The sequence below is a fragment of the Frankia tisae genome, from assembly GCF_025403405.1.
GTDB lineage: Bacteria > Actinomycetota > Actinomycetes > Frankiales > Frankiaceae > Frankia > Frankia tisai.
Map to the genome: position 1 here is coordinate 1 of NZ_JANEZT010000082.1, position 19,896 is coordinate 19,896.

At 69.3% G+C, this 19,896-nt stretch carries 15 protein-coding genes; 5 read left to right on the top strand and 10 right to left on the bottom strand.

The genetic code is table 11. From position 1 onward, the window contains the following. The 7 genes from NBZ85_RS10570 to NBZ85_RS10600 form a co-directional block, all read right to left on the bottom strand. Nucleotides 1-902 (bottom strand): ABC transporter ATP-binding protein (locus tag NBZ85_RS10570; protein WP_261561867.1); only part of this gene is annotated, 902 nt, incomplete at its 3' end. Continuing rightward, complete coding sequence (locus NBZ85_RS10575; RefSeq protein ID WP_261556241.1) at nucleotides 899-1,660, bottom strand: ABC transporter permease; 762 nt, start codon at nucleotides 1,658-1,660, stop codon at nucleotides 899-901. The genes NBZ85_RS10570 and NBZ85_RS10575, both read right to left, overlap by 4 nt. A gap of 86 nt (nucleotides 1,661-1,746) precedes the next feature. Next, nucleotides 1,747-2,484 carry a molybdate ABC transporter substrate-binding protein gene (gene modA / locus NBZ85_RS10580; RefSeq protein WP_261556240.1) on the bottom strand — a complete coding sequence of 246 codons (738 nt, stop codon included), beginning with the start codon at nucleotides 2,482-2,484 and terminating at the stop codon, nucleotides 1,747-1,749. Between the two features lie 323 nt (nucleotides 2,485-2,807). Beyond that, a complete protein-coding gene (locus NBZ85_RS10585) occupies nucleotides 2,808-4,511 on the bottom strand; it encodes a DUF262 domain-containing protein (protein WP_261556239.1) in 1,704 nt (567 codons plus the stop codon). Continuing rightward, nucleotides 4,511-5,467 carry a hypothetical protein gene (locus NBZ85_RS10590; protein WP_261556238.1) on the bottom strand — a complete coding sequence of 319 codons (957 nt, stop codon included), beginning with the start codon at nucleotides 5,465-5,467 and terminating at the stop codon, nucleotides 4,511-4,513. The genes NBZ85_RS10585 and NBZ85_RS10590 overlap by 1 nt, the downstream gene beginning before the upstream one ends. Before the next feature lie 3 nt (nucleotides 5,468-5,470). Further along, the gene (locus NBZ85_RS10595) at nucleotides 5,471-6,703 is read right to left on the bottom strand and encodes an AAA family ATPase (protein ID WP_261556237.1); all 1,233 of its coding nucleotides are present in this window, start codon (nucleotides 6,701-6,703) and stop codon (nucleotides 5,471-5,473) included. Between the two features lie 143 nt (nucleotides 6,704-6,846). Then, nucleotides 6,847-9,207, bottom strand: coding sequence for an FUSC family protein (locus tag NBZ85_RS10600; protein WP_261556245.1), 2,361 nt, complete (start codon nucleotides 9,205-9,207; stop codon nucleotides 6,847-6,849). Nucleotides 9,208-9,787: 580 nt separating this feature from the next. On the opposite strand from NBZ85_RS10600, the gene NBZ85_RS10605 reads away from it, so the two are divergent. Further along, entirely contained in the window at nucleotides 9,788-9,997 is a 210-nt protein-coding gene (locus NBZ85_RS10605; protein WP_261561868.1) for a hypothetical protein, read from the top strand. 171 nt (nucleotides 9,998-10,168) lie between these two features. Here NBZ85_RS10605 and NBZ85_RS10610 read toward each other — a convergent pair whose 3' ends face one another. Further along, nucleotides 10,169-11,317: a LysR family transcriptional regulator gene (locus tag NBZ85_RS10610; protein ID WP_261556235.1), complete on the bottom strand. Its 1,149-nt coding sequence runs from the start codon at nucleotides 11,315-11,317 to the stop codon at nucleotides 10,169-10,171. A gap of 167 nt (nucleotides 11,318-11,484) precedes the next feature. Between NBZ85_RS10610 and NBZ85_RS10615 the strand changes: the two genes are divergently transcribed. The 4 genes from NBZ85_RS10615 (at nucleotide 11,485) to NBZ85_RS10630 (ending at nucleotide 16,490) form a co-directional block, all read left to right on the top strand. Next, the gene (locus tag NBZ85_RS10615; RefSeq protein ID WP_261556244.1) at nucleotides 11,485-12,150 is read left to right on the top strand and encodes a succinate dehydrogenase cytochrome b subunit; all 666 of its coding nucleotides are present in this window, start codon (nucleotides 11,485-11,487) and stop codon (nucleotides 12,148-12,150) included. A gap of 17 nt (nucleotides 12,151-12,167) precedes the next feature. Next, the gene (locus NBZ85_RS10620) at nucleotides 12,168-14,105 is read left to right on the top strand and encodes a fumarate reductase/succinate dehydrogenase flavoprotein subunit (protein ID WP_261556234.1); all 1,938 of its coding nucleotides are present in this window, start codon (nucleotides 12,168-12,170) and stop codon (nucleotides 14,103-14,105) included. Nucleotides 14,106-14,214: 109 nt separating this feature from the next. Then, nucleotides 14,215-14,961: a succinate dehydrogenase/fumarate reductase iron-sulfur subunit gene (locus NBZ85_RS10625; protein WP_261556233.1), complete on the top strand. Its 747-nt coding sequence runs from the start codon at nucleotides 14,215-14,217 to the stop codon at nucleotides 14,959-14,961. Between the two features lie 239 nt (nucleotides 14,962-15,200). Then, the gene (locus tag NBZ85_RS10630) at nucleotides 15,201-16,490 is read left to right on the top strand and encodes an NAD(P)/FAD-dependent oxidoreductase (RefSeq protein WP_261556232.1); all 1,290 of its coding nucleotides are present in this window, start codon (nucleotides 15,201-15,203) and stop codon (nucleotides 16,488-16,490) included. Between the two features lie 86 nt (nucleotides 16,491-16,576). On the opposite strand, the gene NBZ85_RS10635 is transcribed toward NBZ85_RS10630, so the two are convergent. Next, nucleotides 16,577-17,950, bottom strand: a complete 1,374-nt coding sequence (locus tag NBZ85_RS10635) for a hypothetical protein (RefSeq protein ID WP_261561869.1) — start codon at nucleotides 17,948-17,950, stop codon at nucleotides 16,577-16,579. A 98-nt stretch (nucleotides 17,951-18,048) separates the two neighbouring features. Beyond that, nucleotides 18,049-19,896 (bottom strand): DUF4012 domain-containing protein (locus NBZ85_RS10640; RefSeq protein ID WP_438803072.1); only part of this gene is annotated, 1,848 nt, incomplete at its 5' end.

Below are 19,896 nucleotides of genomic sequence, written 5' to 3' on the forward strand. Positions count from 1 at the left end.
GTGCCGAGAGCCGGCCCGTCGGCGCAGGCCGGGGCCGGCACGCGCAGGTCACCGAAGTGGGCGACGCCGCCGACGACCTGTCCGGCCATCAGGTTGGTGCCGACGAGTCTCGCCACGAAGCGCGAGCGCGGGCTGGCGACCACGTCCGCGGTCGGGCCCTCGTCGACCACGCGGCCGCTGTCGAGGACGACGATCCGGCTGGCCAGGGCGAGGGCGTCGTTGGGATCGTGGGTCACCAGCACCGTGCAGCCGGGGTAGGAACTCAGATGGTCGGCGAGATCGTCGCGCAGGTCCAGGCGCGACTCGGCGTCCAGCGCCGCGAAGGGCTCGTCGAGCAACAGCAGCTCCGGCCGGGGCGCGAGCGCGCGGGCCAGCGCCACTCGCTGCGCCTGGCCGCCCGAGAGGGTCTCCGGCCGGGCGTCGGCGTATCCGCCGAGGCCGACCCGCTCCAGCCAGGCCGCGGCGGTGTCCGCGGCCACCCGCCGGCGCTGCCCCCGCGCCCGCAGGCCGAAGGCCACGTTGTCCAGGACGGACAGCCGCGGGAAGAGCCGGTAGTCCTGGAACATCACGCCCACGGAGCGTTGCGCCGACACGACGAAGGCGCCCGTGGACGGATCGTCGAGGACCGTGCCGCGCAGCTCGATCCGGCCGGTGCGCAGGCGGGTCAGCCCGGCCAGGCAGCGCAGGGCGGTGGACTTGCCCGCCCCGTTCGGTCCGACGACGGCGACCACCGTTCCCGGCGCCACCGCGAGCCCGGCGTCCAGGGTGAACGCGTCCCGGTTGACGCCCAGCCGGGCGCGCAGCCCGGCGCCCGGTTCGCCGCCGGCCGCCGACCCGTCAGATCCACCGCCGTCCCGGCCGTTGCGCCCATCCCGTTCGGCGGTCACCCGTTCGGCGGTCACTGATGGCCGACCATCCGGCGGCCGCGCAACACCAGCAGGACGGCGAGCGACACCACGAACAGCACCAGGCTCAGCACCACCGCATCCTGCGGCTTGGTCTGCAACGCGATGAACACGGCCAGCGGCGTCGTCTGCGTGGTACCCGACAGGTTCCCGGCGAAGGTGAGCGTCGCGCCGAGTTCACCCAGTGCGCGGGCCCAGCACAGGGTCGCCCCCGCCAGCAGCGATGGGCCGAGCATCGGCAGCGTGATGCGGCGCAGCACCATGAGCCGACCCGCGCCGAGCGTCTCCGCCGCCTCCTCGAAGCGGACCCCCGTCTGCACGATGCCGGCCTCCACGGTCAGGATCAGAAACGGCATCGAGACGAACGCCGAGGCCACCATGACGCCGAAGGTGGTGTACGGAAGCGAGATCCCGAACTCGCGGTAGCCCCACCGGCCGACCAGCCCGCCTCGGCCGAACGCGTACAGCAGGGCCACCCCGCCGACCACCGGCGGCAGCACCATCGGCAGGGTCACCAGCCCGCGCACCAGGCCGCGGCCGGGGAAGCGGCCGCGGGCGAGCAGCCAGGCGAGCGGCACCCCGAGCGCGATCGAGAGCAGGGTCGCCCCGACCGGGCAGATCAGCGACAGGTACAGCGCGTTGCGAACATCCGGGGTGCGCAACTGGGCCGAGATGTCGGTCCACGGCACATTCGCGAGCAGCCCGGCCAGCGGCAGCACCAGGAACGCCACTGCGAGCAGGGCCGGCGGGACCATCCACAGCGGCAGCCCGAACCCGCCCAGGCGGCCTGCCGACCATCGGCGGCGCGGCTGCCGCGGCGGGTCGGCAGGCGGGGAGGGGCTCAGGGGATCAGGAACCCGAGCTGCCGCAGCTGGTTCTGCACGCTCGGCGTCGTCAGGAACGAAACGAACTCGCGGGCGGCATCCGCATGCTTCGCGCCCTTGAGCACGGCCGCGCTGTAGGCCGCTGGCATCTGTTCGGCGTCCGGAATGTCGATGCCGGTGACCTTGGAGTTGCCCTTGAGGTCGGTGGCGAACGCGATACCCGCGTCGGCGTTCCCGGTGACCACCCGCTGGACCACGCTCGGGCTGCCCTCCTCCTTCGAGGCCGGCTTCACCGTCACCCCGGCCTTCGCCAGGGCCTGCTTCGCGTACATGCCGACCGGCGTGGACTCGTCGCCCAGGATCGTCGTCACGCCGGGCTTGCCGAGGTCGGCCAGCGAGGTGATCTTCTTACTGTTGCCCGCCGGGACGACGATCTCCAACCGGTTGTGGGCGAACACGGTCGGGTCGCCGGCGAGCAGACCGGCGTTCTTGGCCTGCGTCATCGACTCGACGCCCACCGCGAGGAACGCATCGCCGGGAGAACCCTGCTGGAGCTGGATCACCTGGGCCGGCGAGTGACCGAGGTTCGGTGACACCGGGGACTCGGGATGGGTCTTCATGAACGCCTTGTCCACCAGCGGGAGAGCCGTGGCGAGCGTGCCCGGAGCGAGCACGATGATCGAGCCCGGTGCGGCGGGGGCGGCCGACATGGACATGCCGCCCCCCATCGCCGCCATCCCCGACGGAGAGGCCATGGCCGGCTTCGTCGACGGAGCCGCACTCGCCTCGGCCCCCCCGGAGCTTCCGCTCGAACCGCATGCAGTCAGGGCTAGAGCGAGCGCCGATGCCGAGGCGAACAGCGGCGCCGACCTGCGAAGGATCCCCCGGGTTGTCATGGGCTATACATATCGATCCCTGGCGAGAGGCGCAACGCCTGCCTCGTAAATACGGCATTAAGTACGCGTTTCCCCCGTAGATGCGGACCATCTGGCGCCCACTGCACTCATCTGCGCCACCAGGAGCGCCGACAGGCCCGCCACCAAGACCGCAGTGAACACGGTGCCACACGCGGTCACTGTCACTCGGTGTCGATCTCCGTGCCGCCCGCTGCCGCGTCTGCTGGACGGATGCCCTTCTCCACGATAAAACGTCGCTCCCGCTCCGCCAGATGCGTCGCGCGGCTGGCGATGAAACCCTGGTCGTCTCCCTCGCGAAGCAGCGCCATCGCCTCGGGCGGGATGCCGTGGCTCGCCAGCACGGCGTCCGCGACGTCCGGCGCGAGGGTGAGCAGCGCCCGGCGGACGGACAGACCCGGCACAGTCGGCATGATCAGCCTGTTCGCCGGGCTCTGCCCGCTGTCACCCGCAGCGCCGGACGCGACGACGTGCCGATATGCCCTGGTGTCCGCTTTGACCAGCTCATCGAGGGCTTGGAACGTGGCTCCAGTCGGGTCCTGCCGCTCGGGCGATTCCTGGAGTTCCCAAAGCAGGTAGGTACGAATCCGCGCGCTACGCATGTCGAAGCGGTCCGGGAACGGACGGGCCTGCTCGTCACAGCCGTCGGGGTCGGGTCCGCCCTGTGCGAACTTCTTCATGGCCGCGAGATAGTTCTTGACCTGTGTCGTGTTGGCGCTCGCAAAGAAGCCGGACCAGGACGTCGACCAGAACCAATGGGCCAATATGTCGCGCTGACGCCCGTCAGGTTCGGGGCGTAGGCCGAAGAAAGCCGTCAGCAGTAGTACCTGGATGCTGTAAGGAACCAGTCGGGCGAGCGGAACCCCGACATCGGAGCGAAGGAAGTCGACTGCCAGACCAAGTGCTGTCTCAGTACGTTCGACCGCAGTGTCCAGCTTGCCCTTGGTCCGTTTGGCGAGGCTCTCCCACCGCCCTGTCTGGACATCTTCCTCACCGGCGACGGCAAGCACAGCCCGGAAGACTGTGCTGGACGGCAGCTCGGCGAATCCTCGACTACCCAGGCCTTCGAGAATCAACGAGATTCGATCACCCAGGTTGTCCTCCGAATCCGCGTCATATGTCAACGCGGAAACCATCTGCTGCGGAGTCATCGGGCTGCCTTTGCTGTTCAGCCGGGAGAACACCTCGACAGCCTGGTCCAGGGTTCCACCCTGGAGTCGGATCACAGCGAATCGATAGGACTTGATGCGTTGCGCGACTTGCTCAGCTTCATCGATCATCTTCCCGATATGGCGGAAATCGACGAACGATTCAGTCCCACCCTGAAGCCTCCGTGCGAAAGTCAGGAAGTCCAGCGTCCGCAGCACCGAGCGCATCGGAAGAAGTTGCGCGGGTGGCGTACCGGTCTGCTTCCAATGCCGGTATCGGTTCCGCGAGGAGCGATCGCCAAATTCCCGAGAAAAACGGTCGCCGAGCTCTCGGAAAATCTGCCATATCCATTCGCTCTGGCCATCAAGAACGACCTGATCAGCCGGCCTCATAAGCGTCCCGAATAGGGTGGATAGCCGCTGATGGCCATCGAGCACGAAGGCAGTGGGTGCCCCTGGAGGGGGCCCCGGAACCGCTATGTCGCCGACTCGGTCGAGGCTTGGGAGGGGAAGATTCGTCTCCCAGACGAGCAGGCTGCCGACTGGATATCCGCGTTCTAGACTGTCGAAAAGCTCCAGCATCTGATCAGGTCGCCAGACATACGGGCGTTGGAACCGAGGTATCCGCAATGTTCCCTGGGCGATCGCACCGAGAGTGTCACCCAGGAGCTGCACCTCCGGCTTCACAATCATCTCGCTCTGCCCCGGAAAGGTCTCCATCACAGCACCTCGTCGATCATTGCGAACAGTTTATCGAATTCGGCCCGGGCTCCCGGCGCGACGCCCTCGAAGTCCGCGGCCGTGAGAACGAGGTCTCGCCGTTTCAGACAATTTATGATCTTCTCGCCGAGACCGCGCCCCAGTTCATGCACCTGCTCCTGACCCAACTCGGCGAACAGATCCGCCTGCGCGGGCTTCACCGCTGCAGGCTTCGTATCGGTGGCGCCGAAACCTTTTTTCATGTCGTAGTACCCACGCTGCTCGGAGTTGAGACGAGCGAGAGCTGCGGCAGCACCATCCACACCCGGCCTCGCCAGCAACGGTTCCAGTGCCGCTGGGGGAATGTAGTTCTCCACTTCCCGGAGTTCCAGGACCAAGACGGTGACACCATGGTCACCTGACTGGTCAGCGTCCCGGTGGGCGCTCGTTCGGACTACGGGCACCAGCCGATCGCTGTCCAACACGCCACATACCCGGACGATTACGCCGTATTCGCGGGCGGCCTCCATGGCGATCTTCTTGAACATCACTCCACCGCCGCCTGCGTGCCGGAACGCCATAGCCCCCGATTCGAGGGCGTCGATCAGATCGGCACGGCCGAAGGCGCGGAACACCGCCCGGAGGAAGGTCCCGTCCGACTCCTGGTTCTCCAGGACTATCAGCGCCGACCGCTCCAGGTCCCGAATGCTGACGCGTGCCGACTCGGCGGTTATTCTCGGCCGGTGCCGGCCTGCCGGTGGCAGGTATGCGCCGGCGGTGACGCTCTTCTGCATGAGCTGGCGATACCCCTGCGCCGCGAGCGGAGCGAATCGGTCGAAATAGTCCCCGGCAAGTCTCGCGCTCTCCGGATCGACGTCCCAGTGGTGTCGTGCGTCCCGGACCAGCCGCATGAGGGCGATCAGTTCCTCGAAAAGATCGTCGTTCAGGAAGAGCGTCGGATCGGTCGTGATGCGCACAGCTCAGGCCCGTTCGCTCTGCGCGGCAACCAGGGCTCGCGCCTCCTCGAAATCCTCGGAGAAGATACCGGCCGGCCAGTTCTGCACGTTTCCGAGATCGTCGAGGTCGATACGACGAATGTCTGCCGACGAGCCGTCGTGCTCCACATAGTACAGGGCGATCTGGTCCGGGGATATCCGACCCTCGGCCACCCTGCGGCGAAGCCGGAGCACGAACGTCTCGCTGTGCGTCTCGATAAGGAAGCGGCACCGATTCTGCGCCGTCCCGGCTATGTATAGGTCAGCGAGGGCGGCGTGCGCGGCCGGGTGCAGGTGCAGCTCCGGCTGCTCGATAATCTCCAGGACCGGTCTGCTCGGCGGCCGCAGCTCGTCCATCGTCCGCTGCACAAGAATGGGAAGTACCTGCGCGAGGCCGGTACCGGTGTCAGCGAGGTTGACCCGGACGGTCGAATCGGCGCCCGAGGCCAGCACCAGCGAGTACAGACTGTTGCGTCGATCCACGTCTAGCAGCCAGCCAGGGAGCTCGCGGCGGAGATAATCATCGACCGCAGCCAGCAAACTCCCGTCACCGCGACTTACATCATCTGCGAGGATGTGCGGAGCATCCTCACCCAGCACTCCCACAGCGGCGGGCGCTCGCGAGGGGAGCCGATAGAACCGTTGCGGTTTTTCTCTGAACGGCCCCACATATCGCACCAGAGGATAATCATTCGGGATGGTCGTCCAAAGCGATCTACGCTTGGATGCATTTCCGTTTTGTAGCGGCCATGGGAGAAGTCCACGAAACGTCACATCGATTGCATCACGACCAGATCCTGAGGCACTCCAGGTCGGCCTCCTCGGATCATCCAGATTCCAGGTGACATGGAGATCCGAACCATTCCGGGACGAACCCCGAAACTCGCTGATCACCTGAATCTGGTACTCGTCGATATTCTGGACGGTCGCCTCTATCTCGGCGGCATCGAAGTGCAGGCCGAAGGTGACGCTTCCGTGTGGGCGCTGGCCGAAGATGAGGTCGGTGAAGTCGCCGGCCAGCTCGATCCCGAGGTTCTCCCTTTCGAGCGGGGCTTCGGAGTCGGTGCGCAGCCCGGTCTCCAGGAGGAGCGGCAAGCGGGCGAGCGCGCTCTTGCCGGAGTTGTTGCGGCCTAGCAGGACCGTGATGGGGCGCAGTTCGAGGGTCTGGCGGCGCTCGAAGCACTTGTACTTCTCGACCGTGAGGGCCACCAGCGACATGCGACCAGCGTAGCGGTGCCCTGTGTGGCATCCCGCCCGATCGCGGCGGGCGGCCCCTTACCCGGCAACCGACCCCTGACGCGGACCGGTCCCGGCTCGGCGGTCGATGCCGCCGGGCCGGGACCGGTCTTACGGGACGGGAGTCAGCCGACGCCGACGGTGTCGTAGTCGGCGATGCGCAGGGACATCGTCTCGGCGAGGCGGGCCATGCTGCCGTCGATGAGCTTGAGGTCGCGGATGGCGAGCTGCCCGTCGTGGACGGTGCCGGCCTGCTCCTCGCTGCGGCGCTCGGCCCGGTCGAACAGCGCGGAGGACCGGGTGTAGGTCGTGTCGCGCGGACCGTTCAGCGCGGCGGCGATGACATCCAGGGATTCGTGCAGGGTCGCGCTCGCCCCCTTGATCTCGCGCCGGCTGCTGAGGTCGAGCGGGCTGGCCCGATCGACGTCGTGGACGAGGTTTCGGCTGTAGCTGCGCGACGCGCTGGCCAGGCGCATGAGTTCCTCGACGGCCTCGTCGATCCCGCCCGTCACGTTGCGCCGCATCGGCAGGGCGGTGGCGACCAGGCTCTGGTAGGCGGCGTCGACGGCGCGGGCGTCGGCCCGCAGGACGGTCTCGCCGCGAGCCGGGTCGCCGACGGCCGGGTCGGCCACCAGGCGGGCGCTGGCGTGCTCGACGAGGTTCGCCACCGCCTGCACATAGCCTCGCACCGCGATCCGCAGGACCCGCCGGGTACGCAGCGGGAACACGACCATGACGGTCGCGATGGCGACCCCGGCGCCCAGCGCGGTCTCCTCCAGCCGCAGCCGCAGCAGTGAGTTGGAGAACTCGTCGAGCTGGACGTAGAGCTGGGAGACCATCACGGTGATCCCGATGACCATGAAGGCGTAGTTGATCCGCATCAGGTAGAAGCCGAAGAACAACGAGATGAAGATGATCGCGAGCGAGAGCGCCGTGTTGTGGCCGACGGCGTGCGCGAGCACCGAGCCGATCAGGATGCCGACCAGCGTGCCGACCACTCGGAAGAGCGCCTTGCGGACCTGCTCGCCGGAGTTGTTCGCCCCCATGAAGGTGATGAACGCGGCGATCACCGCCCAGTAGAACCGCCGGCCCGACAGCAGGTCGCCGAGCGAGATCGCCACCGAGACCGCCACCGCCATCTGGATCGCCGCGCGGACGTGGGGCGCAAGCCGGATGCGCCCGCCCGGGCGGGCACCCCGCTCCAGCGAGGCCGTGGCACTGGTCACCGCGGACCCCGGCAGCCAGCCGCCGAAGAGCATCACCGACGGTTGGAACACGCTCGCCGCCCCGTCCTCGGTCTTCGCCGAGCCCAGGGCGAGCCACTGGCTCATCGCCTCGGTCAGCGCGAGCACCGACCCGGCGAACCGGTGCGCGACGACGACCGCGGTGCGGTCACTGCTGCCGGCCAACGGATCGGAGTCGTGATCCACCGCCCGTAGCAGCTCGATCAGCGCGTGCGCGTGGGTGCTGGCCGTCTCGTTGTCGCGGTCGAGAAGACCCTGCAGGGCCCCGCGGGCCTCGGCGAGCTGGTCGGCGGGAAGGTCGAGCCGGGTCATCGCCTGGGCGAACCGGGCCACGTTGGTCAGGGCCAGCTCGACGTCGAACAGGCGCTGGTGCAGCAGCTGACCCGAGGATCCCTCCGCCACCGCGGCCGGGTCGCCGAGCTGCGCGTCGATCATCAGGGCGGCCTCGTTGAGCCGGACCAGCTGCCGGTGCAGGCGCTGCTCCTGCCGTTCGCTGTGGTCGGGGTCGTCGAACAGCTCCAGGGCCAGCTTGGCGACCTTGCGGGCACGGGCGGCGTAGGAGCGCTGGGTCCGCCGCAGGTCCTTCGCGGGGCGCGGAAAGAACAGCCCGAAGCGGACGGCGAGCGCCACCGCCAGCCCCACCCCGATCTCGGCGCACAGCCAGCCGAGATCATCCAGCGACACCGCCGCCCCGAGGAAGAACCCCAGGAAGGCACCCATGAACAGCAACATGCCGCCGATGAACCCGCGCAGGCCGAACCGCCGGCAGTAGGTGCCGACCGCCAGGGACGCGGCGATGACGATCAGCGAGATCGTCCGGTGATCGGCGATGCTGATGCCGAGCACGAGCATCGGGATCATGGGGACCGGCAGCAGCAGCATGGTCACCAGCTGGCCCCGCGGTGTCGGATCCGCCACCCCGAAGACCGAGATAAGCCCGATCAGCGCCCCCACCATCATGGCGATGACCTGCATGAAGTGGTTGATCGTCGCCACCTCGGCCGCCTTCGCGGCGGGCAGCGGCGCACCGTGGGTCTGGACCTGCATCGCGTGGGTGGCCCGGACGAACAGGTATTCGACCAGCAGGATCAGCGCGATCGTCACGACGCAATGCAGCGCCATCCGGAACCGGTTCAGGCCGGGGTCCGAACCAAGGAAGCGATCCACCCAACCCCGGCGGAACCGCTCCGCCGCGCGGGCCGGCGTAGCTGGGGTGGCGACTTCGAGCTGGACTTCGGCCACGCTCAACGCGTACCTCCAACGGGGTCACGATCCGCCCTGGTCAAGGACCGGATCGGTCAGATGGGCGCAACATCGGATGGCTCGTTGCCCCTGGGAGGCAGCATCGCCCGGCGAACGACTTCGGTCGTCGAGACCGCGCCCGAGCGGGCGATGAACTTCGGCCCGGCCGGCAACTTTCGCGGCGATCCACGCACATAACTATCCGATGCGCAGCATATTTGTATGCTAGCAAGAATTCCGCGAGCGGAAGGCCTGCTCCGCATGTGGGGGACGTGACAGTGGGCGGGGGAATAGGGGATTTCCCCGAGAGCCCTGGAGGCCGTTAAATGCAGCTGATCGAAACGAGGCCACCCGCCCGAACGGTCCGCCGCCGGCCGGCACACGGGCGCCGGCAGCCCCGGCGGCGAGAGCGGCGGCCGGACTCAGCCCGGACTCTCCGTCACGACGTGCCCGACCGAGCAACCGAATCCCGTCGCGGTCCGCGGGGTGCCCGCCGCAGCGTCCCGGGACCAGGCTCACCCGACCGGTCCAGCAAACCCGCTCTCCCCCAGCGCCAGAACATGATCGTCCGGACGCCGGGGTGGCGAAAATATCACCGCAGGTCAGAGCGACGGGCTCCGAGCCGCAGGCCCGAATCGCCACGGGGTGTGACGCCCCGCGGCGCCTTGCCGACCCGTCCGCCGCCTGGCGGACCGCCGACCACCATCCGTCGACGATGCTGCGGCTGCGGCTGCGGCTGCGGCTGCGGCTGACCAGGCAGGCATCGCCTGGGGAGAACAGCGCTCCGTGAGCGAACCGAATGGCCGTACGTGGACCGATCCGGTACGCCGGCCAGATATTCCAATTCGGTGATTCTCCCCACTCCCCGAAGGGCCGGCCGTTCTAAATGCCGGGATCGCCGCCGGTGCCGGTATCGACGAAAAAGCGCGAGGATTCGTTTTCTGGCCAACCGTTTCCCGGATCACGGCCGTTTCCGCAACCGGCCCAGCCCGTTGTTCTCGTTGAACGACGAAGGTCCCCGGTATCCGGCCGATGGATCCTCCCTCCCGGCCGACAGCTCCTGCCCGCCGATCGACAGTTCCTGCACCGCGGCCGAGGGTTGCCGCTCCGCGGCCGAGAGTGCCTGCTCCGGGTCCACAAGTTCCTGCTCCGGGTCCGTGGGCACGGTGGCGGCGGAGCGGTCGCCGAGCAGTCGGGTGCCGTCGGGGAGGCCGCCGGTGCTGGCGGCGTGGCGCAGGTACTCCCACAGGGTGCGCTGGAGCTCGACGGCGGCGCGGGTCGGCTCGACGTCGCGGCGCCGCGCCAGCCCGATCGTGCGTTGCAGCCCGGGTGCCACAAAAGGGGTCACCCGCATGCCGAGGCGGCGGGCGACCATGCTCGGAATCACGGCGCTGCCGAGTCCCGCCGCGACGAAGCCCAGCACCGCGTCCATCTCCCCGCCCTCGATCGCGAAGGTCGGCTCGAAGCCGACCTCCCGGCAGGCGGTCACGGTGGCGACGCGCAGGTCGTACCCGCGCCGGAACATCACCAGCGGATGGTTGCGCAGATCGGCGACGTTCAGCGAGCGGCCGGTGACGACCGGCGGCTCGTCGAGGGAGGAGACCAGCACCAGGCTTTCCCGGATGAGCGGCGAGGTGGCCAGGGCGGGGTCGGAGCTCTGCAGCGGCAGGATGATCAGGGCGAGGTCGAGCTCGCCGCCCGCCAGATCGCGGACCAGGTCACGCGACCCGCCCTCCTCGACCAGCAGGCGGATGCCCGGATAGCGCTGGTGGAACAGGCGCAGTACGTCGGGCAGGAAGCCGGTGCACAGGCTCGGCGTGGCCCCGAGGCGAACCGTGCCGTGGCGCAGGTCGAGCAGCTCGGTGACCCGCTGACGGGCCGTCTCCGTGTCCGCGAGGATGCGCCGCGCCAGCGGCAGCAGCGTCTCCCCGGCCGCGGTCAGGCTGATGTTGCCCCGGGCGCGATTAAACAGTGGTGTGCCGAGCTCCTGTTCGAGCGACCGGACCTGTTGGGACAACGAGGGTTGCGCCACATGCATCCGCTGCGCGGCCCGGGTGAAATGCCGGGTCTCCGCGACGGCGACGAAATAGGCGAGCTGGTGGAGCTGCACGCCCGCCAGCGTAGACCTCGATAGATGGCGACTATGGAGTCCAGGTTTATCATGTCTTGGACCACTCGAGGTGGCGGCTCTAGGGTGCGTGCGTGGCTGTAACAACCCCGACGCGACCGGCGCCCGCTGGACGCCCCCCGCGCCCCGCACGTTCCTCCTTCGCCCCGTTGAACTTCTGGCGTTCGACGATCGGCAAGAAGACCGTGATGGCGGTCACCGGTCTGCTGATGCTGCTGTTCCTGATCGTCCACATGCTCGGGAACCTGAAGATCTTCTTCGGCCGAACCGACTTTGATCACTATGCCCACTGGCTGCGCACGATCGGGAATCCGGTCCTGCACGAAAGCTGGTATTTGTGGATCCAGCGGTTCGTCCTGGTGGTGGCCGTAGTGCTACACGCCGTGTCGGCCTACCAACTCAGCCGACGTGATCTGAAGGCCCGGCCGACGAAATACTCCCACCACCAACGGGCCAAGGCCGGCTACGCCACGCACATCATGCGTTACGGCGGTATCACTCTGGCGCTGTTCATCGTTTACCACATCCTCGACTTCACCACGCTCACCCTGAACCGCCACGGAGTCGACGGCGCCGCCTACGACAACGTCGTGTCGAGCTTCAGCGTGTGGTGGGTCACGGTCATCTACATCGCCGCCATGATCTGCCTGGGCCTACACATCCAGCATGGCTTCTGGAGCGCGGCTCAAACCCTCGGATACAACCGGCCGAGCCGCGACCGTGCCTTCAAGGGCATGGCGACGGGTCTCGCCGTGCTTCTCACGGCGGGATTCCTGATCGTTCCGGTGTCGGTCCTCGCCGGCCTCGTAGACTGAGAACGAAAGAGGCTGACATGTCGTTCTACAGACTCGGCGACGATATCGCCGACACCACCGCGCCGGACGTGCCGATCGAGCAGCGCTGGGACAAGCGCCGCTTCGACGCCAAGTTGGTCAACCCGGCGAACCGCCGGCGACACACCGTGATCGTCGTCGGGACGGGCCTGGCCGGCGGAGCCGCCGGGGCCACCCTCGCCGAGCAGGGCTACCACGTCATCCAGTTCTGCTACCAGGACTCGCCGCGCCGCGCGCACTCCATCGCCGCGCAGGGTGGCATCAACGCCGCGAAGAACTACCGCAACGACGGCGACTCGGTCTACCGGCTGTTCTACGACACGGTGAAGGGCGGCGACTTCCGGTCCCGGGAGTCCAACGTCTACCGGCTCGCGCAGACGTCGACCCAGATCATCGACCAGTGCGTGGCGCAGGGCGTGCCGTTCGCCCGTGAGTACGGCGGCCTGCTCGACACCCGGTCGTTCGGTGGCGTGCAGGTCGCGCGCACCTTCTATGCCCGCGGCCAGACAGGCCAGCAGCTGCTGATCGGCGCCTACCAGGCGCTGTCGCGGCAGATCGACGCCGGCGGCGTGGAGATGCACGCGCGCACCGAGATGCTCGACCTGATCGTCATCGACGGCCGCGCCCGCGGCATCGTCGCCCGCGATCTGATCACCGGCGAGATCTCGACCTACCTGGCCGACGCGGTCGTCCTCGCCACCGGCGGGTACGGCAACGTGTTCTACCTGTCGACAAACGCGAAGAACTCCAACGCGAGCGCGATCTGGCGGGCCCACCGGCGCGGGGCCTACTTCGCCAACCCGTGCTACACGCAGATCCACCCGACCTGCATCCCGCGTTCGGGCGATCACCAGTCCAAGCTCACCCTGATGAGTGAGTCGCTGCGCAACGACGGCCGGATCTGGGTGCCGAAGAACCCGGGCGACACCCGGTCGCCGGACCAGATCCCCGAGGCCGATCGCGACTACTACCTCGAGCGGATCTACCCGGGCTTCGGCAACCTGGTCCCCCGCGACATCGCCTCGCGCGCGGCGAAGAACCAGTGCGACCTGGGCCGCGGGGTCGGCCCCGGCGGCCTGGGCGTCTACCTCGACTTCGCCGACGCGATCAAGCGGATGGGCGAGGCCGCCGTCCGCGAGAAGTACGGCAACCTGTTCGAGATGTACGACCGGATCACCGGCGAGGACCCGTACAAGGTCCCGATGCGGATCTACCCCGCCATCCACTACACGATGGGTGGCCTGTGGGTGGACTACGACCTGCAGAGCACCATCCCGGGCTGTTTCGTCGTCGGTGAGGCGAACTTCTCCGACCACGGCGCCAACCGGCTCGGCGCGAGCGCGCTGATGCAGGGCCTGGCCGACGGCTACTTCGTGCTGCCGCCGATGCTCGGCAACTACATCGCCTCCACCAAGCTCGACAAGGTCGACGCCAGCCACCCGGAGGTGACCGCGACGGTCGCCGAGGCGACGGGCCGGCTGGACCGGCTGCTGTCGATCGATGGCGAGCGCACCGTCGACTCGTTCCACCGCGAGCTCGGCGAGATCCTCTGGAACGAGTGCGGGATGGCGCGCACCGAGGACGGCCTGCGCAAGGCGCTCGGCCGCCTGCCCGAGCTGCGCGAGGAGTTCTGGCGTTCGGTGAAGGTGCCCGGCAGCGGCGCCAGCCTGAACCAGAGCCTCGAGCGGGCCAACCGGGTGTCGGACTTCCTGGAGCTCGGCGAGCTGCTGTGCGTCGACGCGCTGCACCGCGAGGAGTCCTGCGGCGGTCACTTCCGGGTCGAGAGCCAGACCCCGGACGGGGAGGCCCGCCGCGACGACGACCGGTTCGCCTACGCCGCCGCCTGGGAGTTCGGTGGCACCGGCGGCACCCCGGTCCTGCACCGCGAGCCGCTCGAGTTCAACTACGTCCACCTCGCCCAGCGCAACTACGCGTGAGGCGGGGTCGAACAACCATGATTTACGGAACACAAACGACCAACGCGCAACCCATGACCCGCGCGCTCCCGGAGAACCACGACAGCGCAGACAGCGCAAGGAGCCGACCGTGAAGCTCACCCTGCGGATCTGGCGCCAGGCCGGCCCGGCCGAACCCGGCAGCATGGTGGCCTACGAGGTGCCCGACGCGAACCCGGACATGTCCTTCCTGGAGCTGCTCGACGTGCTCAACGAGCGACTCACCCTGGAGGGCGGGGACCCGGTCACCTTCGACCACGACTGTCGCGAGGGCATCTGCGGCTCCTGCGGTGTGGTCATCAACGGCCAGGCGCACGGGCCGCGCGCCCTGACCACCACGTGCCAGCTGCACGTGCGCTCGTTCTCCGACGGAGACGTGATCGACATCGAGCCCTGGCGCTCGGTCGCGTTCGGCGTGCTCAAGGACCTGATGGTGGACCGGTCGGGCCTCGACCGGATCATCCAGGCCGGCGGGTACATCAGCGCGCCGACGGGCAGCGCCCCCGAGGCGCACTCCACGCCGGTGCCGAAGCCGATCGCGGACTCGGCGTTCGACAACGCCACCTGCATCGGCTGCGGGGCCTGCGTCGCTGCCTGCCCCAACGGCTCGGCGATGCTGTTCACCTCGGCGAAGGTGGCGCACCTCAACAGCCTGCCGCAGGGTGCGCCGGAGCGGGCGAGCCGCGTGCTCAACCTGGTCGAGGCGATGGACGCCGAGGGCTTCGGCGGCTGCACCAACACCGGCGAGTGCACCAACGCCTGCCCGAAGGGCATCCCGATGGACAGCATCGCGACCCTCAACCGCGAGTACCTGCGCGCCTCCCTCGGCCGCAAGTAGCCCCACCTCGCCAGAGCTCGCACCACCCCGCCGACTTCCTTGCCCTTTCGGGGGACGAAACGGACGCAGAGCCCCCCCGAAGGGCAAGGAACAGGCCGGCACGCGCCCCGTCGACAGCACCCCCGTCGGCGGGGCGCCGCCGCGTGGCAGCTACCCGGCGATGCCCGGCGATCATGACAAACGTGGCATAGCTCGCGGACGGGACGGAACCGCAGCACTACCGCGCCCACCGGCGGACCATGGTGAGGGTGGGCAGACGGACGCGGGACGTTCCCGATCAGGTGGCAGTGATCGGCGGCGGGATGGTCGGGCTGTGCGTGGCCTGGTTCCTGCAGGAGCGCGGCGTGCGGGTGACCGTTTTCGACCGGGACCGGCTCACCACCGGGCCGACCTGGGCCGGCGCCGGCTCGTCGTGGGGCAACGCGGGCTGGCTCACCCCCGGTCTCGCCACTCCGTTACCGGAGCCGGCGGTGCTGCGCTACGGGCTGCGGGTGCTGCTGCGACCGGACTCGCCGGTCTACGTGCCACCGGTCGCCGACGCCGGACTCGCCCGCTTCGTCGCCGGATTCGTCCGGCACAGCACGAACGGTCACTGGCGGCGCGCCATGCGGGCGCTCGCGCCGCTGACCCGGGCGGCTCTCGGAGCGTTCGACGAGCTCGCGGCGGGCGGAGTGAGCGCGCCGACGCTGGCCGCCGCGCCCTTCCTCGCCGGCTACCGGGACCGTGCCGACCTCGACGCGCTGCTCATCGAGCTCGCCGAGGTGCGCGCCGCCGGCCAACCGGTCGACGCCGAGGTGCTCGACCCGTTCGCCGCCCGCGACCTGGAACCGCTGCTGTCCGAGCAGGTCCGGTACGTCGCCTCCGTGCACGGGCAGCGGTACTGCGACCCGGGGCGGTTCGTCGCGGCCCTCGCCGACAGCGTGCGGGCCAGGGGTGGCGTGGTCCACGAGACGACGACCGTCGCGGGCGTGCGGGAGGTCGGTGACCGGGTCGAGGTGGTCGGCCCGGCCCGGACGGCGGGCGCGTTCGACGCCGCTGTCCTCGCCACCGGCGCCTGGCTGCCCCGGCTGGCCCGGCCCTTCGGGGTCCGCCTGCCCGTGCAGGCCGGCCGTGGCTACAGCTTCCACGTCACCACCGAACAGCCGCCGAGCGGGCCGATCTACTTCCCGGCCTCCCGGGTAGCCTGCACGCCCATCGGCGATGGTCTACGGGTCGCCGGGATGATGGAGTTCCGCCGTCCCGACGCGCCGCCGGATCCGCGCCGCACCCGCGCGGTGGTCGAAGCCACCCGAGGCCTGCTGCGCGGGGTCGACCTCAACACCCGCACCCACGAATGGGTCGGGCCACGTCCCTGCACGCCAGACGGGCTGCCACTGATCGGCGTGAGCGCGTCACCACGGGTGTTCGTCGCCGGCGGCCACGGCATGTGGGGCATCACCCTGGGCCCGGTCACCGGCCGCCTGCTCGCCGACACCATCGTCGCCGGCATGCCCACGGCGGAGCTGGCCCCCTTCGACCCGCTGCGCTGAGCCGCGAACCCACCGCACGCATCAGTGTGGCCGAGGTGGGTTGACGCACCCGCCCCGGCCGCACTACCTGGTGTTACCGAGCTCGATCAGGCCTCGGTACGGGTGGTGGCGCCAGCAGTCCGGCGACGCCGAGCCGCGACCCGCAGTAGCGCACCGCCGCCGAGCAGGGCCACCGCGATCGAGGCCATGGCCCCAGTCTCGACCCCGGTGAAGGGCAGCGCTCCGCCGGCGGGCGCCGCGGCACCCGCACCGACGCCGGCACCCGCACCGACGCCGACGCCCGCACCGACCACGCCCACTCCGACGGCACCGCCGACGAAGCACGGGTCACCGCCCTGCTTGTCGCCGTCCTTGCCGTTCTTGTCGTCGAACCAGTCCCCGTCCTTGCCGTCCTTGCCGTCACCGCCGTTCCAGCCGTCACGGCCGTCCTTGCCGTCACCGCCGTCCTTGCCGCTCAGCTCGTCGGCCTGCGGCAGCTTGCCGTTGTTCAGACCGTTGTTCAGACCGTTGCCGAAGCCGTCCTTGATGTTCTTACCGCCGTCGAAACCATCCTTGCCGCCGAAGCCGTCCTTGCCGTCACCGCCGTCCTTGCCGTCCTTGCCGTCAAAGCCGTCCTTGCCGCCGAAGCAGCCGTCGCGGTCGTCCCGACTCCTGCCGTCGTGGTCGAACACCCAGTTGCCGATCCAGTTGCCGATCCAGCTCGGGTTGAACGGCAGGCCCTCGATGCCGTTCTCATCGAACCCGATCACCAGCACGGAGGCGCTGACGACGCGGGTCTGCAACGCCTGCTTCGCGGGCGTGAGCGGAGCCGCCAGCCCGATGTTGATCGGGGGCAGGAGTGGCTTGTCCTTGCCCGGCTCGTAGCCGGGTGGGACGCCGGGGCCGCCCGGCCCGGCAACCAGACCCGGGTCAGCCGGGATGCTCTGCTCGTCGAGCGACTCCGGACCGCCGGGCACAGCTGGCGAAACCGGGCCGCCCGGCGTGACAGCCGGCGTGACTGGACCGCCCGGCGTGACGGCCGGCGGGGACGCGACCGACGGTGGAGCGATGATGCCCTCGCCGACCGCGGTGATGGTGTGCTGGCCGGTTTTGGGAAGGTTGACCGGCACGCTGAACCCACCCGTGCCGCCCGTTGACTGGGCGTGGTAGAGGTACTCCCCGTCGAGCGCGATCTCGACCTCGGTGCCCGGGAGGAATCCGCAACCACTGAACGTCACGGTCTCACCGACAGTGACAACGGAATCATCGACGGTACCCGCCCCGGTCGGACCGGCACACGCGGTGCCCACCGGCGGATAGACGCCGCCCGGACCGCCCGGACCATCCGGACCGGCGAGGCCGCCTGGGCCGTCGGGGCCGAAGATGGGCTTGTCGAACGCCACGGCTGGAGAAGCCGGCAGGGCGGCGAGCGCCATGCCGCCGCCTGCCACCAGCGCGACTCCGAGGGATCGGAACTTCATACAGGCACTCTCCCTGCGGATCATCAGGTCAAGCAGTTGGATGATTGAATACACGGAGAGTAGCGATGATTACTCTCCGTGTCTACAACCTTCCACAGTCAGTTACTAACTCTGCGTGACCAAGGAGAGGTGACCGGCACCCCCTCGACGTCGAGACGCTCGGGAACCGGCAGCGGCTGGGGGCGGACCGCGAGCGCGGGGCCCGCCTGCGGCTCCAGCACCTTGAGCTCCAGCGTCCTGGTCTGGCCGCGGTCGACGGTCAGGTAGGTGGAGACGATGGGCAGCCCGTCCTCGGAACCGCTGGTCATCCCGACCGGCTGACCGTCGAGATGCGCCCCCGCGAACAGGCTGTCCCGACCCGTGTACACCGACAGCCACAGGTTGTTCTGGGCCTGCGGATTGCCCTCCAAAATTCGATGATCTTCCCGATTACGGACGTACTGTGGCAGGCCGTCGGGGGCCGCGTTGGTGAGTTGGATGGCAATCGTGACCGCACCGGCGCCGTTCGGCAGCCGCTGCACGTGATAGCTGGTCCGGCGGCGTAGCCAGTAGTCGAGCTTGCTCGCCGTGGCATTCTGCGTAACAACGGCGAGAAAGGGGCCTGGTCCCGTCGGCAGCGCGCCACCCAGCGCGGTCGTCGAAAGAACGTCCTGCTCGTCGGCGTGGTTGCTGGACACAGTGAGCCGACCCTCTTCTGCGGCCCTGGACATGGCGGTGAGAAGCTTCACCATGTCCCCGCTGCCCGATTCCACCGCCGCATAGACAGCCTGGCCTACCTCGGCGAAGTAACGGTCCCGGGCTGCCACCGTCGGAATGCGGGCGTACACCTTGGACTCGACGAGGTCGACCAGGTTCGCCGCGCTGACGACCTGGCCGCCCGGCAGCACCGCGGGCCGGCTTGCCGCCAGCAGATAGGACAGGGTCGTCGGGTCGACGCTGATGGTGCCATCCACATCAATACCGGTCCCGGCCCGGTAGAGATGGGTGTAGAGCTTGCCGGTCGTGGGGTAGTCGGGCGTCAGGTTGGCGTTGGCCCACACTCGGTCCGGCCAGAACGGGCCGTAACGCGCCGCGAACGGGCCCTGCAGCACGGCGGCCGGGGTCCGCTGGGTGGGGCCGCCGGGCAACGCGCCATTGCCGGAGATGCCTACGAGGGACAGCCGCCCCCGATCCGCGGTCAGCAGCCCGAAACCACCGATGATCCCGCCGTTCGCCCGGGACTCGGCGGGGTTCTGGACGATCAGCAGGTAGCGCCGCTGCTGCGAGGCGCCGAGCATCTCCGGCCCGATCCGGGCCGCCAGGGCCACGCTGTCCAACGCCCCGGACAGGGACCGGCCGCGGTCGATCATCTCAGCACGGGCGTCGTCGACACCGCTGACCCGCCCCGGCCAGCCGCAGGTCCCGGTGTCCTCGGCGGCCGCCTGCAACGCCGACAGCGCCGCTGCGGCCCGCTCGGCCGGGATGCGAGCCGCCGCCAGCGCGGTGACGTTGATCGTCATCTGATGGCGCAGCCGCTCCGGGTTCAGGTCACCGCCGAGATCCGCGACGGCGGGCAGCCCGGCGCCTGCCATCGTGTCGATGGCCCGCACAAGCGCCGCCGCCGAGCGCAACGGGCACCCGGCCCACGGCACCCGACCGAACGCCGACCACACGGGGTCGCCGGTGAGCGACCGGGCGGCCCGGGCCCGCTCGGCGATACCCGCCACCTGCGCCCGCAGCTCTCCCTCGGCCGGGACGTCCCCGGCCTGCACCTGATGCTGCAGCGCCGCGATGCGCGCGCGAGCATCGTCGAGCTGCGAGCGAGCCATCAGGCCACGGACGGCCACCCAGCCAGCGAGGCCCACGATCACGGCGAACGCGATCGCGAGGCCGCCGACCGTCCAGCGGGCCCACCCACCGCGTCGGCGGGACGTCTCAGCCCCGCCCGCGGGCTGCCCCCCGCCCAC